This window comes from Sphingobacterium suaedae, assembly GCF_042684625.1.
Taxonomy (GTDB): domain Bacteria; phylum Bacteroidota; class Bacteroidia; order Sphingobacteriales; family Sphingobacteriaceae; genus Sphingobacterium; species Sphingobacterium suaedae.
Genome location: NZ_JBHULR010000020.1, coordinates 36,917 through 53,315 on the forward strand (window position 1 = coordinate 36,917; position 16,399 = coordinate 53,315).

Annotated in this window: 7 protein-coding genes; 4 read left to right on the forward strand and 3 right to left on the reverse strand. The window is 47.7% G+C overall.

Annotated elements, in window-relative coordinates; genetic code table 11:
- Positions 1–332: 332 nt before the first annotated feature.
- Together ACFSR5_RS18410 and ACFSR5_RS18415 are read left to right on the forward strand one after the other, a co-directional pair.
- Positions 333–3,479, forward strand: a complete 3,147-nt coding sequence (locus tag ACFSR5_RS18410; protein ID WP_380905939.1) for a TonB-dependent receptor domain-containing protein — start codon at positions 333–335, stop codon at positions 3,477–3,479.
- An 81-nt stretch (positions 3,480–3,560) separates the two neighbouring features.
- A complete protein-coding gene (locus ACFSR5_RS18415) occupies positions 3,561–4,619 on the forward strand; it encodes a hypothetical protein (protein ID WP_380905940.1) in 1,059 nt (352 codons plus the stop codon).
- A 931-nt stretch (positions 4,620–5,550) separates the two neighbouring features.
- Here ACFSR5_RS18415 and ACFSR5_RS18420 read toward each other — a convergent pair.
- Genes ACFSR5_RS18420 through ACFSR5_RS18430 form a run of 3 tightly spaced genes read right to left on the reverse strand, consistent with a single transcriptional unit; the run spans position 5,551 to position 12,809 of the window.
- A complete protein-coding gene (locus ACFSR5_RS18420) occupies positions 5,551–8,025 on the reverse strand; it encodes a phosphocholine-specific phospholipase C (protein WP_380905941.1) in 2,475 nt (824 codons plus the stop codon).
- Between the two features lie 7 nt (positions 8,026–8,032).
- Complete coding sequence (locus ACFSR5_RS18425; protein WP_380905942.1) at positions 8,033–9,523, reverse strand: SusD/RagB family nutrient-binding outer membrane lipoprotein; 1,491 nt, start codon at positions 9,521–9,523, stop codon at positions 8,033–8,035.
- 34 nt (positions 9,524–9,557) lie between these two features.
- On the reverse strand, positions 9,558–12,809 hold the full coding sequence (locus tag ACFSR5_RS18430; RefSeq protein WP_380905943.1) for a SusC/RagA family TonB-linked outer membrane protein: 3,252 nt from the start codon (positions 12,807–12,809) through the stop codon (positions 9,558–9,560).
- 626 nt (positions 12,810–13,435) lie between these two features.
- Here ACFSR5_RS18430 and ACFSR5_RS18435 point away from each other — a divergent pair.
- Entirely contained in the window at positions 13,436–13,789 is a 354-nt protein-coding gene (locus ACFSR5_RS18435) for a carboxypeptidase-like regulatory domain-containing protein (protein WP_380905944.1), read from the forward strand.
- A gap of 15 nt (positions 13,790–13,804) precedes the next feature.
- Positions 13,805–16,387, forward strand: coding sequence for a SusC/RagA family TonB-linked outer membrane protein (locus ACFSR5_RS18440; RefSeq protein ID WP_380905945.1), 2,583 nt, complete (start codon positions 13,805–13,807; stop codon positions 16,385–16,387).
- The last annotated feature ends 12 nt before the right edge of the window (positions 16,388–16,399 follow it).

Genomic DNA, 16,399 nt, shown 5'->3' on the forward strand with positions numbered 1-16,399 from the left:
CTTCAACACGTTATGAACCTTAAATAAAATGCCTATGTAGATACGATAACAACACGGTTTACCCCATAAAAAAACGTTCCCATCTACCGATAGGAACGTGACAGTACAGATACCGTTTACGATTGGTAGTCCGAGCGGTAAGTGCACTTAACTTACAGATCAACTAAAAAATTAACCCATAAATATTTTACAATAATATGCAAAAAAGCACTCTTCTGCTTTATAAAATCAGATCAAAATATGGTTTTCGGCATTTGTCATGCGCTATATGTACGTTCTTTGTGCTTGTCATGATGTTGCCGATGGGAGCGCCCGGCCAGGATCTGACAACGATGAAACTATCTATCCGCGCGCAACATATTTCCATTAAGGCTGCCCTGAAGCAGATCCAGCAAGGCAGCCAAGTCAAATTCTTCTACGGCAACGATGTAGATCGATACAACGGAGTGTATGTAAACCTCACCGAGAGGGAAAACAATGTGAAGCTTGCAATCGACCGTGTGCTTAAGCCTACGGATCTTCGCTATACACAAAAGGGGTTGCATATCATGATCGATGCAAAACCCACTACCCGTGACGCTAGGTCTCCAGATCCAGGGGCTGTTCGTAAAGCAACACCCCAACGTCCGGGCCGCATCAGTGGTAAAATCTTGGACGAGCGGGGCGAACCATTGGTCGGAGCCTCGGTCCTCGTTATAGGGAATGGCAACCTGACTACCCAGACGGATTTGGATGGAAGCTATACGATCAGTTGCACGCCCGGCCGTTATACGTTGGAGGTGCGTTACCTTTCTTTCCAGACGCAGCGTATCACCGACGTGGTGGTTAAGGATAATACCCAGACACCGCTTACGGTGTCGATGAAGGCAGAAGCGAACACCCTTGGCCAAGTGGTGGTCACATCCGGCTATAAAAAAGCGTCTGTCGATGGTCTATACAGCGAACAGAAGAATAGGGCGGCAATTGGTAGCGGTATTGCTGCCGAACAGATTGCGGCTACACCTGACCGGCATGTGGGGGAGACTTTAAAGCGTATATCGGGCGTGAATACGACCGACAATAAATTTGTATTGATCCGTGGTATCGGCGAGCGGTATAATGCGGCGTTATTGGATGGTACAGTACTCCCGAGTACGGAGGCTCAGCGAAGAAGTTTCTCCTTCGAACTGGTACCGAATGCCTTGGTGGATAATGTGGTGGTCGTAAAGACCATAACGCCGGATATGAATACGGGTTTTGGTGGTGGTGCCATTCAGGTGAATACCAAGGATATCCCAACCGAAAATTTTATGGATCTTACGGTCGGCAGTGCGATCAACGATCAGTCAGCTGGGAAGAAGTTTTTAAGCCGGAAACGGGGAAAATACGATTATTTAGGGTTTGATGACGGGCGGAGGGCTTTCCCGGCCGACCTGAAGACCATGTCCACTAGTTCGCCTGTCGAAGAGTTAATAGCACAAACGAAACGGTTTACGCAGGATAACTTCACGGTACATCGGTATCGGGCAGCCCCAGCGCAGCACTACCAGTTCACGCTTGGCCGTCTATATCCGTTGGACGATTCCGGGCAACGTAAGTTTGGATTTACCGGTGCCCTGAGTTATCGGAATAACCAAACGGTCAATGCCATCGAAGCGATACGTCGGGGTAATTGGAATACCAACACCGAAATCGTGGCCCAGGGGCGGTCTTACGATTTTAATACTACGCTCGGCGGCGTATTGAATATGGGTTTGCAACTTGGGCAACATCGCTTGAGCCTCCGCAATACGTATACGCATGTATATAGCAACGCATTGACACGTATTAAAGGGGTAAGTTCAGCCAATGATTTTGATGGACAGCCGGAATGGATCCGTGAAGCCGATGATCCCACATTCACGACCTTACTACAGAATAAGCTGAGCGGACAGCATCAGTTGGGGAATATGAAAGTGGATTGGGATGTGGCTCGTACCGATATAGCACGCGAGCAAAAGGACATCGGGATTGCGACGCGCACTATACAGCTGATTGGCAAGGATACGATTTTTGCCTATTTCCCCAATCCAATCTCGGAGGCTCGGTTTACGCCTATTTCCAGGCAGCACTATTCGAACGACGAAAAACACTACTCCTGGAATGTATCCGCATCGCGATCATTCGATGCAGGCATCCTCAGCAATACGATCAAAACAGGATACTTCGGTACGCATCGCCGGGCGAGGTTCGACTGGAAGATCTTACCGCTTCTGAAAGGCTATGCGCCGCTTGACCCCGCACTCACCTATATCCCGATTGGCGACATGCTGAAGCCGGAAAACGTACGGGCCGATGGTTACCTCTTGCTGTTGGACGGGTGGGGCAACGATTACTATGCCGGCGAAAGCCAGAACCATGCGGGCTACCTCATGTTGGATAACCGACTGGCCAACCGCTGGCGCCTCGTGTGGGGCCTACGCGCGGAGTATTATGACTACCAAGAAATCCACAATGGATCCAATTCACCCAAACAGGGGGCATATGGAGCATTCGACCTGCCCGCTGATAAGGCGTGGCAATGGCTGCCGTCGGCCAACCTGACCTATAGTCCGCTTGGCTCACTGAATATTCGGGCGGCTTACTCCAGTACGGTGGTGCGCCCCGAAATGATGGACAACAGTCAGTTCTTCCGTTATAGTGCTTTTTACGATGGGCTTGTGGGGAGTGCGGGGATCAGCAGTACGCGTATCGACAGCTGGGATTTTAAGACGGAATGGTTTCCTGGTCTAGGCGAATTGCTTTCCATCGGGGGCTACTACAAATATTTCGACAAACCTGCAGAAATGATCGCTATGGAAACCCTCGACTTTGGGTTCCGGTATACGTTGAAAAATTCGAATTGGGCGAAGGTATACGGAATGGAGCTCGAAGCCCGTAAAAATCTAGGTTTTATAGCGGATGTTGCCGTATTGCAGCACTTGACCCTTTCCGGAAATTTGACCTATCAGCAATCTAAGGTAGAGGGTTTGTTTATGACAAACGACAACGATCCAGAGAACGGAAAGCCTATTATGGCACCCATGAGGCAAAAGCGAGCGCTGTATGGACAGGCTCCTTATTTGTTGAATGCCGGACTTCAATACCAGGATGACAAACTGGGAATGAATATCGTGTATAATAAGTCGGGTCGTAAAACATATTTCGTGACGACGTCGCCAGCGAATACAGAATATGAGCAGCCCCGCGAACAATTGGATGTACAGCTGAGCTACAGATTTTTCAAGTCCAAGTTAGAAGTTAAAATTAATGGAGGCAACTTGCTCGATGCGGCTTCGGTATTTTATAACAACCGCGGCAGCTATGAAGTCAATCCCGATTCCGAAGGGGGATCATTGGATTTTAGCAATGCCCAGCGGTTGAAACCTGGGTTTACCGACGATTATGAAGATGGCGACCTCTACACGTTCAAACAACGATTTGGCCGGACATTCAGCACCTCCTTGACCTACAGATTTTAAACGATTTTACGCATAAAGAAATATATGAAGCTATATAATCACATAAACAGACCGTTTTTATTAGGTATATGCATATCTCTTATGGCCTTCTTCTACGGATGCCAAAAAGGGGAGCTCTATTACGATTCGGAGCCACACGTCGTGCAGATCGCATTTAAAGGATCGACCGCTACAGCGCTCGAATTTGTGTACAACGGTAGGGTAGTGGACAGCACGCGGGGACAGTTTCATTCTTTCCCGAACGCGTTCCAGATGCTGATAGAAGAGGGTGAACAAAAACTCCATGTGCGCGAAAAGGGAAAAACCGATATATTGCGGACCTACGACATCGATCCAAAAGGATTTACGCATGAATTTGGGATTTTTTATGATAATGGGGAAATCTACGATGCGGGTATTACCTATAACCTGATGGTCTTTGCCGCCGACATCGGTCTTGATTTTTACGTGGATGATAAGTTGGTTTACCAGAACCCTTATGGCGGTGCGACCATGAATCCTTTGACAATTGCCCTCAATAAGGGGCAGGAGAGAAAACTCACGGTTACCCGGAAGGATGAACAGGAGGTTCTCGTGAGCCGGACGATCACCGAAGCTGACGCGGATAAGACGCTGAAGTTTTACTTGGATGCGTATGGTCTTATCGAACGCATGAAACTGCCGCCGCTGAAAGATCCCAAGGGTATGACCGTGATGTTACGATTTTTGCCAGATGTGCCATTTGGGCAGACCACATTCCTCGGCGGAGATGTCGATTTGGTGTTTTATACACGTGACAAGGCTACAGAGGCAGTTTCCGACGCACATTTGCGTTTCACGGTGCCGACGGACGGATCTTTTGGCACGCTGGAATTGCCGGCTATCGATGATTCTAAGTTCTACACCTTTGATATTTTCCGGAAAGGTACGAATCAGGTGGCTTATCAGAGTATAAACGGAAGCTATACCGTTAGTCCTGGACTAGGGAAATATGGAATCTTTTATTTCTTGACGGACGGTCTTAGTTTCTTTGTTCCCGGTGAACGACTGATCTGTATCGTATCGCCATTGGAAGAGATGGGAGGAGAAAATTTTGATCAGATTTTTATGACGCCCCAGACGACGTTCCAGATCAACGATTGGATTGAGCTTGTAGAATAAGGAGTTGGAGTTCGGAGGGCTGGTAAGTAACGGACAAACGATATTCCGCAACGATCCCAAGGCGACATTTTTCTGTTAAGGATGGGTTGTTGCAAAGAGATGTAGATGAGCGATTTTAAATTATTTATTCCGTTAATATGGTGGGTGCAAGGAAGCGTAAGACAACGGTCTGCTATCGTTTATTTTTTGTTCGCTGAAGACGGCCTTGGTTTCGACTGCGTAGCGAGCCGTCGTCAATCGCCGTTAAGAACCATCCCCTGTTCGAACGCAGTGAGTTTGGGATGGTTTAGGCGATGACAGGCGAGGTAGCATCAAGAAACCTAGCCTTGAATCTTTGGTTCTTTCTTTTCAAGAAGAAAGAACAAGCTCTGTCGCGGCAAGCGACGGAAAGGCTGTGGGCAGGGCAAAGCGGTGGTGATGTATGTAAACGTTGTCCCTCGCACGACCTTTCCGCCCCTAAGCCCGGGGCAGGGTTTTCTTTTTTGTCTTCTATGGCAGTGATGGTCTTTTTTATCGGTTTGTCCCTCGCACGACCTTTCCGCCCCTAGGCCTGGGGCAGGGTTTCTTTTGTCTTCTATGGCAGTGATGGTCTTTTTTATCGGTTTGTCCCTCGCACTGCCTTTCCGCCCCTAAGCCCGGGGCAGGGGCGTTACTTTTGCTGCCAAAAGTAACCAAAACCCGTCGCTGGGGATCTTTTGCATCCTGAGTAGCCTGTGCAATGGCAAGTTCCTACAGACGCAACGATCCCAAGGCGACATTTTTCTGTTAAGGATGGGTTGTTGCAAAGAGATGTAGATGAGCGGTTTTAAGTTTTCTGTTTAGGATGGGTTGTTGCCAGGAAACCTAAGAAAACAGTTCTTTCTTTTCAAGAAGAAAGAACAAGCCCTGTCGCGGCAAGCGACGGGGCACACCCAAAGAACAGCCATGCCTGCTACTGTTCTCTTTTTACCTCAGCTCCCATGAGCGGATCCGTTCGACTCAGTTTCCCGGTTTCTACATGTCCCGCATATTGATATCGGAAATGCGGGTCCGCATCGTGCGTGACTGCTATATCATACCAACCAAACGATTGCTCTAACTCCTGCATCCACTTGAAACGATTTGCCTGAAAGCTTTTGTCCGTGTAGCCGTACGACAGATCGCAGACGTGTAGCCGACCCTTGTTTCCTCCAACTTCTAGGGTAACTGCTGTTTTGTTCTTAACTTGGTGTAGGAGTTCTATCTTCAGATTAGGCGGCACGCCAACGGAGCCTTTAAACGATCGATAAAAGCCGTTTGGGCCGTGTATATCGATATGATATACGCCGCCTACGAAATCACTCAGGGGCCAACGATAGATGAGTGGTTCGCCTTCGCGTGCTGCGATATTCCATGTTTGTCCACCTAGTTTTGCTGTGCCTACGGGCACGCGCGCTATTGCGACGAAGGGAGCTCCAACCGTCTTTGTTTTAGACAATCGGCCATCCACCGCAAAGGTAATGCATAAGCTTTGCGTTCCGTCGTCTATATGCGCATTTACGGTAAAGTCGTAAGGTAGCGGACAGGCTTCTTTAGTGCCAGGCTCCTGCGGAGATGTCCACAGGTCGCTAAGTTTTAGATCTAAGGATGATGGTAGCGACAACGCTCTGAAACCGGTGGGCAAGGCCTTGTTTTTTGCGGCATGAATACGTTCTACATAGGCGTCGCGTTTAACAGCTTCGAACGACACGGTCTCCTGGCCATTTGCTGGCTGGAAAACGGATGTGAGATTGCCGCTAACGAGCCTCCGCCAACTACTTAGGTTGTCTTCTTTGACTTTTTTACGGTATTTCTTTTCGATGAAATATTCGAGAAACTGTAAAGGCGATGTAAGATCGCATACTTCCGAGTTGACGCGTCCGCCTTTACTCCATGGAGATGCGATAACAAGCGGCACGCGGAAACCAAACCCGATCGGGCTTTCCAACGTGCTCCGGGTGTCGCCGCTGCGTAAGCGTTCTTGTTCGACAGTGACATACTCGTTTTCGGTATGTATACCCCGGGCCACGACGCCTGTGTCAGGACGTTGGCTATGGGGCGGAACAAAGGGAGGTATGTGGTCGAAATAACCGTCGTTTTCATCATAGGTAAGAATGAATATCGTTTTCTTCCAGATCTCGGGGTTCGCGGTCAGGATATCGAGTGCTTCGGAAATATACCAAGCTCCATACCAGGGCGAACCTGGATGGTCAGAGAACCGGCACGGTGCCACGAGCCAGGATACCGTAGGCAGTTGGCCGCTACGCACGTCCTGCCGGAACTGATGAAAGACGTCGCCCTGAGGTACGGCGACTTCTTTTGTCCCTTCGGCATCCGTATATGCAATGGTTTCTAATTGATGGTAATGCGGATCGCCGGTATTGGTGACAAACGCACGACGATGGATTTCCTGGCTGTGTGTGTCTAGCTTTGAAAAGGCCTCCGGTCCATAGCGCACTACATCTAGACGGAGCTGTTGGGCTTCGTGCTGCAGTTTTTTATAAGATTCTGCGTCGCTGAAACGCGCTGTTTCTAGGGTATGCTCCACTTCTGCCAGTCTCTTTTGCATATACCGATGGTGTGCGGGATGGAAGCGTACCTGATATTGTTTGTGAAATTCGAGGTTATTGTCCGTAAAATTGGCTAGCCAATCTTCTTCTTCTCCTTCAAATCCGACAGGTATACTCAATTCGTTTTGGTAGACCTTCCAAGGTATCCCGGCTTCCTGTAAGCGTTCGGGATAGGTTTTCCAACCGACATTTTTGTAATTGATTTGTCCATTGTCGACATGGGCTGTGGATGCACCGTTGTGCGGTTCTTCGCGGATGGTGCCCGACCAGAAATACGAGCGGTTGGCACTGGTTCCGGTTAGCGATGAACAGAAATGTTGGTCACAAATAGTGAATGCGTCTGCCAGTGCATAATAAAACGGGATATCCTGCCGTGTGTGATAACCCATCGTGAGCGGGATATGACGGAACGCAGCATTACCTGCTTTTTTAGCTTCGAGCCAGGTATCCATTTTACCTTCATTGCGCGCAAAGACCATGTCTTTCCAACTATGCGGAAGAGATCCCATCCAGGTCGTTTTGCTATTTTCTATGTCGAGGCGGAAGGGTGTATACGTTTGCCCATCACGATTTTGCTGTAACCATACGGGCATGCCATCGGGCTTGTGGATGGCCCGCGGGTCGCTGAATCCGCGGACACCTTTTAACGTGCCATAACAATGATCAAACGAGCGGTTTTCCTGCATCAGGAAAACAATATGTTCGGCATCCAGAAAGGTGCTGCCCTCCGCGGCTTCGATGGCCAGCGCGCGCTGAATGGAACGGGGCAGCAGCTGTACGGTAGCTGTTGCCCCTGCCAATAGCGATGCTTTTTTTAGAAATGATCGTCTACTTTCCATCGATGTATTATTGTACCCACCAGGGTTTACTGCGGATATTGTCGTTGCCGCCAAATTGCGATTGAATGGCTGATCCGACATTTGCGGTATTGTTGTTATATTCCGATTGGGGGTACATCCAGCGATAGGCGGTCAGTACGTTGGCCGATTTACGTAAGCTCGGGTAGCCTGTTCGCAGATGATCGTAATAAGCCGAATAACCACCTTGGTGAAACGACCGTAGGTATTTCTGCATGTGGATGCGAGCAAGTTTTTCTTCCGTTGTAGATACTGCGTCCAGCCTGACGATATCTTGCTTCAGGTAGGCTTCTACTTTGCTTGCGTTGACGAACGTACCCAGGCCTTTGGCGTAATTTTCGTAAAATTTGAACGCCGATGTTATGCCGGCGTTATAGGCAGCTGTTGCATTGCCCGTAATCCATCCGCGTATCATGGCCTCGGCCAGAATAAATTGTTGTTCCGCATAGCCGATCAATACGTATGGCTCCGTAGTAGCATCTTTTGTGTAACGCTCCAATACTTTGGACAGTTTTCCTTGGACGGCCTTGGCGTTGACCTGCGCGTACGGTACAATGGGATCGCCTCCTTCGTAAGCAGCGAAATTGTCCAACGCTAAGCCGGCTTCTTCGGCCAGACGTGTGCGGGTCGCAATGACAAAAAGACGGGGATCTTTATGGTCTTGGAGTCTTTTGATAAAGGTGGAATCCATATACATTCCTGAACCATAACCGCTGGAGTTAAATTCGGGATAACGGTTACCTTCTTGATCGAGGAACACGAGCTGGGCATCGTCGCCTTCAGAAAGCAGGGGAGCCTGCTGTGCTATTTCCGCAAATTTCGCTTTGATTCCTAAATTGGAATCGCCATCTTTTTTGGAAAGGGTAAGTAGTACGCGCAGCCGGAACGCATTGATGGCTTTGATCCATTGTGTGGTGTTGCCCTCGTATATGATGTCGCCAGTAAGCACCTCTTGGTTTTCAGTCAGGATATTGCTCGCTTCCTCCAGTTCGCTCAAAATCCCGTTAAACACGTCTTTTTGGGCGTCGTATGTTGGCGAGTAAATAGCATTGCGTTCTCCCTGTAACGCTTCGGAATACGGAATGTCGCCAAACGTTAACGTCAAATTATAAAAATAATAAGCGCGGAAGAATTTGGCCAACGCCAAATAGCCGGGCTCGCCGATCGATTGGGCTTCTTCCTCGAGTTTGACAACGTTGCGCAGTTGTTCGTAGGGATCGAAACTTCCCCGCTGCCAATTGTAAATCTGATTGGCATTTTCGCCATCGGTCTGTACAATCATCTTCAAGGTATAAAGGGGCGATGTGCCGTGCCACGCACGGAAGGCTTCCCATTCTATTTTGGGCAATAGGGCACGGGGATGAGCGTTGCCTGCCCGGTTGGGATCCGTGTTGATATCTTCTAATTTTCTACAGGAAACGGTAGATCCAATTGCCACGCAGAAAAGGAGGAAGGTGTATAGTTTATGTGTTTTTCTCATGATATGTCATTCTTTTGTTGCCAATAGCCTTACACTAAAATTTAAAATTCAAGGATACACCGATGTAGCGGGTTGACGGATCTTGTAAGTTGTCGTCATTGCCGATACCGAAATCCGGATCCACGTAAGGGATATTTTTCCACATCAGCAGGTTATAGCCAAAAACGGAGGCATCCAAAGATTGCAGGGCTTTTGTTTTAATCACTTTGTTTAGGTCGTAGCCTACCGACAAGCGTCTCAATTTGACGAAGGTACGGTCGTATACATTAGCAAACATCTCGTTTTCGTCTTCAGTGACACGTGCCCGGTAGGGGTAGTTTTGGCTCCAGGTTTGCCAACTCACGGTACCGGTGTACGGTGCGTAGGTACGCGTGTCTGACGTGATATTTCCGTTCACGTCGCGTACGAGCTCGCCCCCGGTTACAACGACACCTATTGGCTTATAGGCGTTTTGCCCGGAATCGTATTCCTCATCGCGATATAGTGTAGACGAGGGATGCTTGCCGCCCCACCACATCTTTTCGATCGTTTGGGAGCGCATTACGCCGCCAATAGAACCGTCAATATCAACGTTGATTGTGAAATCTTTTACGTTAAATGTGTTTAAAAAGCCAAACTGCCAATCTGGGTTGAAGTAACCGAGGTAACTTGGGTAAGGATCTTGTATGGGCATACCGGTATTGGCATTTAGAATCAGGTCGCCGCTGGCGGATTTTTGCCAACTGGTATCGTAGTACGCATCTGCGCGATCGCCGACTTTACGGTTTTGGTATTGTGTGACACCATCATAAATGGCTTCGATTCGCTTGATGGAACGGCTCCAGTTAATGGCTGTATTCCAGCTGAACTTTTCGTTCTTTAGAATACGGGCGTTTAGCATGACTTCATATCCTTGTGTGCGATATTTCAAACCATTGACTTTGCGCGCGCTGAAGCCGGATGACTGAGACGTACTCAAATCAAATATGGAGTTGTCGTCCAGTACATTATAATACGTGAAGTCTAGCGATAACCGGTTATTGAAGAAACCTAGAGAGGTACCTGCTTCAAAAGATGCCGAACGCTGCGGTTGGATGGCTTCGTTCAGAATCACACCGGGGTAGCTGACGGAAGGGGTAGAGCCATAGGTAAGGGCTTTGTCATAGGCTGCCCGAATACTGTAGGGATCGAGGTCACTCGATACTTGAGCCCATGATGAGTATATTTTCCAGAAATCGACATGTTGCGGCATATGGAAATAATCCGATAAGATGGAACTGATAGATGCCGACGGGTAGAAGAACGAGGCATTGTCTTTGGATAATGTGGATGACCAATCGTTCCGACCCGTTAGGTTCAGGTAGGTAGATCGGAAGATATCAAAGGTTAACGATCCATAGACGCTTCGCGTGACACGGTCTTCTGTGAAATTGTTCGACTTCGCATCACCGGAGATATTGGTCTTGATAGGCCCCTGACTATTGTTGATGTTGTAGATAAATGGAACAACAAGCCCGTCGGTAGACATAAATGCATTCCGCACCGTGCGCCTAAAAGTGGAGCTACCGGCATTCAAGGTAACACCAAAATCGTTTGAGAACTGTTCCGTGTAGGTGGCCAATACGTCGGCATCGAAGTTCAGTTGCTTGTTGTCCCACGTTTTGTAATCGCCGTTGCGGGAGTCGCCATAGTTCATGTACGACTTAGGTACTTGCATATCTTCAAAGCGCGACCTTTGACGGGCAGAAACACGGCCCTGTACGGTGAATTTCGGCGATAGCCGCCAATTGAGTGTGCTCTGGCCGTGCAGTACGTCCATGTCATAGACCTGATTCAGTTCTTCCGCAGCAAAGTAGGGGTTGTTGTACCAGGCGTAGTTGTAATTGGCCTGACGGAATCCTTCTTGTCCGGGAACATAGAAGTGCTCGGAAAGTTCCTTTCCGTTGACGTCATTTCCCATCCAGAGGAGGATGGTATACATGTGGTTCTTTGGTCCATAGCCGTAACGTGGGTAGTTTGGTGATTTAACTTTATTGTAGGAGAGATTGAGGTCAAATTGTACGTTGGGCGTGAAACGGTAGGATGAATTGACGTTGGCGCCGCCATTCGTGAGCTGCGTATTGGGAACTTGTCCTTTTTGAAAAGCATATTTTCCGGAAGCGAAAATACTGAGCTTATCATTTTTATAGGAAATCGTAGCATTGTTTTCGGTAACCATGCCCATACCTAGAAAATCGCGAAGGTTATCATGTGCTACCCAATCGATTGGCACACGTTCGTACCGAGATTTATCGTCATACATCGTGCCACTGACATCGCCCCACCAGGGGATGACTTCGCCCGTTTGTTTGTCTCGGATCGGGCTGTTCCATTGGGGCACCAGTATGCCGGTGTTGAGCTTAGGCCCCCAGGCCATATCGCCGTCGGAGATACCGCCGTCGGCACCGTCCCAGAATTCATATTTGCCATTAGAGCCACTGCCGTATTCCATCTGCGATTCAGGAAACACGGTGAAGCCAGCGGAAAACATATTCGTGGTTCCGACGCTGAACTCCAAACGTTCGTTTTTTGCGCTTTTCGTGGTTATCAAAACAGCTCCATTCCGCCCGCGGTTTCCGTAAAGCGCGGAAGCTGCGGTACCTTTTAGGACGTTGATGTTTTCAATATTCTGACTGGGTATATCAAAGAAATCAGTCTCCACAGGAACGCCGTCGATAACAATAAGAGGTGTCTTCCCGCGTAGGTTAAAGGAAGGCGCTTGAAATATTCCCGTCGGATTGTTTACGTTTAAGCCCGCTACCTGTCCGGTCAAAGCATTACCAATGTTCATGGTCTTGGACTGTGTAAGGACTTCCGTCTTGACTTCCTGTGTAGCGTAGCCTACTTTTTTCTTTTCTTTCTTGATACCGATGGCTGTGACGACCACTTCTTCAATCGCAGACTCTTCTTTTTGTAGGATGATTTCCATGTCGTTGCTACCAACACGGACGGTGATCAACTGATAGCCTAGGCCTTTCACCTCTAACTCGTCGCCTTGTTGAGCGTCGATTGTGAAATTCCCGTTGAAATCGCTGGAAGCGACTTGTTTGGTCCGCAGGTTCCGTATGGTTGCTCCGGCGACGGATTCTCCTTCTGCGGAGCTGATTTTGCCACGTACTCCGGATTGGAAAATTTCCGTGTATGCAGGTGGGTGTTCAGCAACCGAGCGCATTGTCCGTGCTTGAGCGCCATGCAGGACCATAGATAGCGCTAAAATTACAGCCAGTTTCGAACTGGACTTTGCGAATCTAAATGTTACTTCATTCATTCGTTTTTGGATTAATAAAAGGACTCGTTATTAGTCGCTGCAAAACAAGACAACTGTTGTTAAGTTAGCATTGAGAGAAAAAGAATTAAATGTGAATAATTCGTGTAGCATGGGATTTCGGTCTGCTCGAAAAACAAATAAGCTTTTCGAAGATTTAGGAGGCGTCTCCCGTACGACCTGTTTGTCAAGCCCTTGGGAGGGTTGCCCAGTATGGAGGGGGCTTTCTTTTTTCCATCGAGGAAAAAAGAGAGAGCTCTATCGCAACAAGCGACGGAAAGGCGGGGGAGGTAGGCGAGTCAAGAATGTTCAATCCTCTTTCGGTGTGAAACGCAAGTTCGTAATGAGGCCGGGCACCTTTTTTATGTTTTTTCAAAAGTAAATGAATGCTTAAAAGCTTCTAATGTTTCATTGTTGTTACAAAACATTTCGTATAAATGATATTTGGTTTCGAATTGTTTTGTTTGTTAATGTTTTTTTGTTTCTTTGTTTACATAAATTTAATAGGATAACTGCATTTTTGCATCAATTCTAAATCGAAAACCCAGTTAAAATGAAAGGAGGTACCATGTTGAAATAGTCAGGGCATATAACCATTACGTAATAATTGATCAAAAACCTATAATTTCATGAAATCATTTACAATAAAAAAATATTTATTACCTATTATTATAGTGGGCTGCGTGTTATGCAATCCGCTTACCCTGTTTGCGCAACAGCGCACCGTTTACGGAAAAGTTCGGACAGCCGAAAACATATCGCTACAAAACGTAACCGTCTTGTTTAAGGGGTCAAATCTAGGTACAGTAACCGATAAATCCGGAGAGTTTCAAATCAACATTCCAAACGATGGGGTATTGATTTTCAGTTTAGTCGGTTTTAAAGACCAAGAAATAAGTACACAGAATAAAAAGAACATCAATGTCATTTTGGAAGAAGCCGACAATAACATTGATGAAGTGGTGGTGTTCGGGTATTCCTAGGTCGATAAGCAACACGTGGCCTCTTCGGTGGCGCAGTTGGATATGAGTAAGACGAAAACCAGACCAATTTTCAAAATGCAGGAGGCGTTTAGTGGTACGATACCGGGCGTAACCATGTTGCAAGGTAGCAATTTACCGGGGATGGTGCCAGGAACGATTTCTATCCGCGGTATCAGTACATTGAAGAATGCAGATGCTTTAGTGATCGTTGACGGGATGGAGCAATCGATAACCGATATCGATCCAAACCAGATTAAGAGCGTTACCGTTTTGAAAGACGCGGCATCAACATCGATGTACGGCTCCCGTGGCGCCAATGGAGTGATCATTGTCGAGACAGAACGTGGCTATACGGGACAGTTTAAGGTGGATATCAATACGTGGACAGCGATAAATTCGGCGATTGATAAGCCGGATTTTGTCGGCGCAGCACAATATATGAAAGTCAATAATTGGGCCCGGGAGCATCAGGGACAAACTCCGCAGTTTACGGCAGAAGATATTGCCAAAGCGGAGTCTGGCGAAATCCCGACGGTGAACTGGCTCGATGAAGTTATGCAACGCAGAGCGTATGCACACAATACATCGGCAAATATTTCAGGCGGTGGGGGTGTCGGGACATTTAATTTGATGCTTGGTCATGTTAAAGAAAACGGGTTAAATGCGATCGAAGGTACCGAGAAATTCTCAGCGCGCTTTAATACAAACATTAATATCGCAGACCGTTTTGTGTTATTGGCGGATTTCTATGCCCACCGCTTGCAGGTAGACCGCCTTATGGCCAACGATAATGGTCATGGGCTTTACCAGCTGGCTTGGCGAATGAACCCTACCCAGCAGATTTTCTATGATTCGGACCTGCCGGAACATTATATTTTGCACAACAATATAAATCCGCTTGCATCTATTGCCAAAGGAGGTATCAAAAACTATGTGCATGACCGCAGTACGATCAACTTAAGGCCACGCTACAACATCAATAAAAACCTGAACATCGAGGGAAATGTGTCGTATATCATGAATAAATCGGCCAATAAAGAAAAGCGGAAGACCTTTAAATTTTACGATGGAAATGGTGCACCTGTGACCATTTGGAACAACGCCGTGGCGGCAGAGCAAGGAGTAAGTACCAGTTTATTGACAGCGCGTGCGCTAGTGAATTATAACAGTACACTGCGTGGCGATCAGGATAAGATATACCTTACCTTGGGATCGGAAATTATGAACGAGATCCGTACAGACTACCGGGAGACGAGTAAGGCTTCCTTTTTTGGAAAATTAAACTATTCGTTTGACAACCGCTACTTGTTGGAAGTGACTGGACGTGCTGATGGGAGCAGTAAGTTTGCGCCCGAACACAAATGGGGATTTTTTCCTTCGGTTGCATTGGCTTGGAATGCACATAACGAATCCTTTATGCAAAGTTTGCGGGATGCGGGAACGATTAATAACTTGAAGGTGCGGGCCTCGTATGGTTTGATCGGAAACGAGAATGTAGACCCGTATTTATGGGAGGAAATCGTTAATAACTGGGGATGGACGATCCGCGTGCCGAATCCATTGTTTTCTTGGGAAAAACAAAAGCAGTGGAATGTCGGACTGGATGTAACAGCGCTGGACAACCGCCTGACGATGACCGCTGAAGTGTACAACAAATTTTCGTATGATTTGATCTACGACAGTTTTACCGTTCCGCCGTTGACCGGCTCCAATACATTGGAATCTGCGGTAAATATCGGAGAAGTTGAGAACAAAGGCTGGGAGCTATCGGCAAGTTGGTCCGACAAGATTGGCGCTGTATCCTACAAAGTAGGGGGAATGTTGTTCGACAACGTGAACAAGATGTTGAAAGCGGGGTATAGCCAGTCGGATACGTTGATATTCAAGGGGGATAGCGATAAGGTTTGGTACCGTGGTATTGCCTTGGATAACTACTACGGCTTTCAGAGTAATGGTTATTTTCAGGATCAAGCGGAAGTGGATGAAACAACGGCGAAGTTGCCCAATACGCTCCCCGGGGATATTCGTTACGTGGATCAGAATGGCGATGGCTTGATCAATGATAAGGACCGTGTCAATCTTGGCGACCCATTCCCACATATGAACTATTCGATAACGTTGGATTTGGGTTGGAAACGTTGGGATTTCGCGATGATCGGACAAGGCGTAGGACGGCGAACAGGGCGCATCGTTGGTCAAGAGGCCTACCCCGTGCTGATGGATGGAGAAAGCAACAGTCTGGGTGCACCAAGACAGTATTACGTGGATAACAGTTGGACCCCCGAACGGAGAGATGCCCGTTTTCCCCGGGTGTGGACTGGAAACACGGCTAATGAATACCTGAGCGATCTATGGCTAAGTGATGCATCGTATTTTCGTATAAAAATGTTGCAATTGGGCTACACGTTCCCGACGGCAGGTAGGTATTTTAAAAACATTCGCTTGTATGTGAATGCACAAGATGCCATCACCTTCACTAAATTCGAAGGACTGGAGCCGGAGCGTGGTTGGGACCTGTCGAAAACGGAAAATCAGGGTAACGGTGCTTATCCGCGTATGGCGGCCTATAGTTTTGGAATAAGAGCGACGATACTGTAACCTAAACCGAGA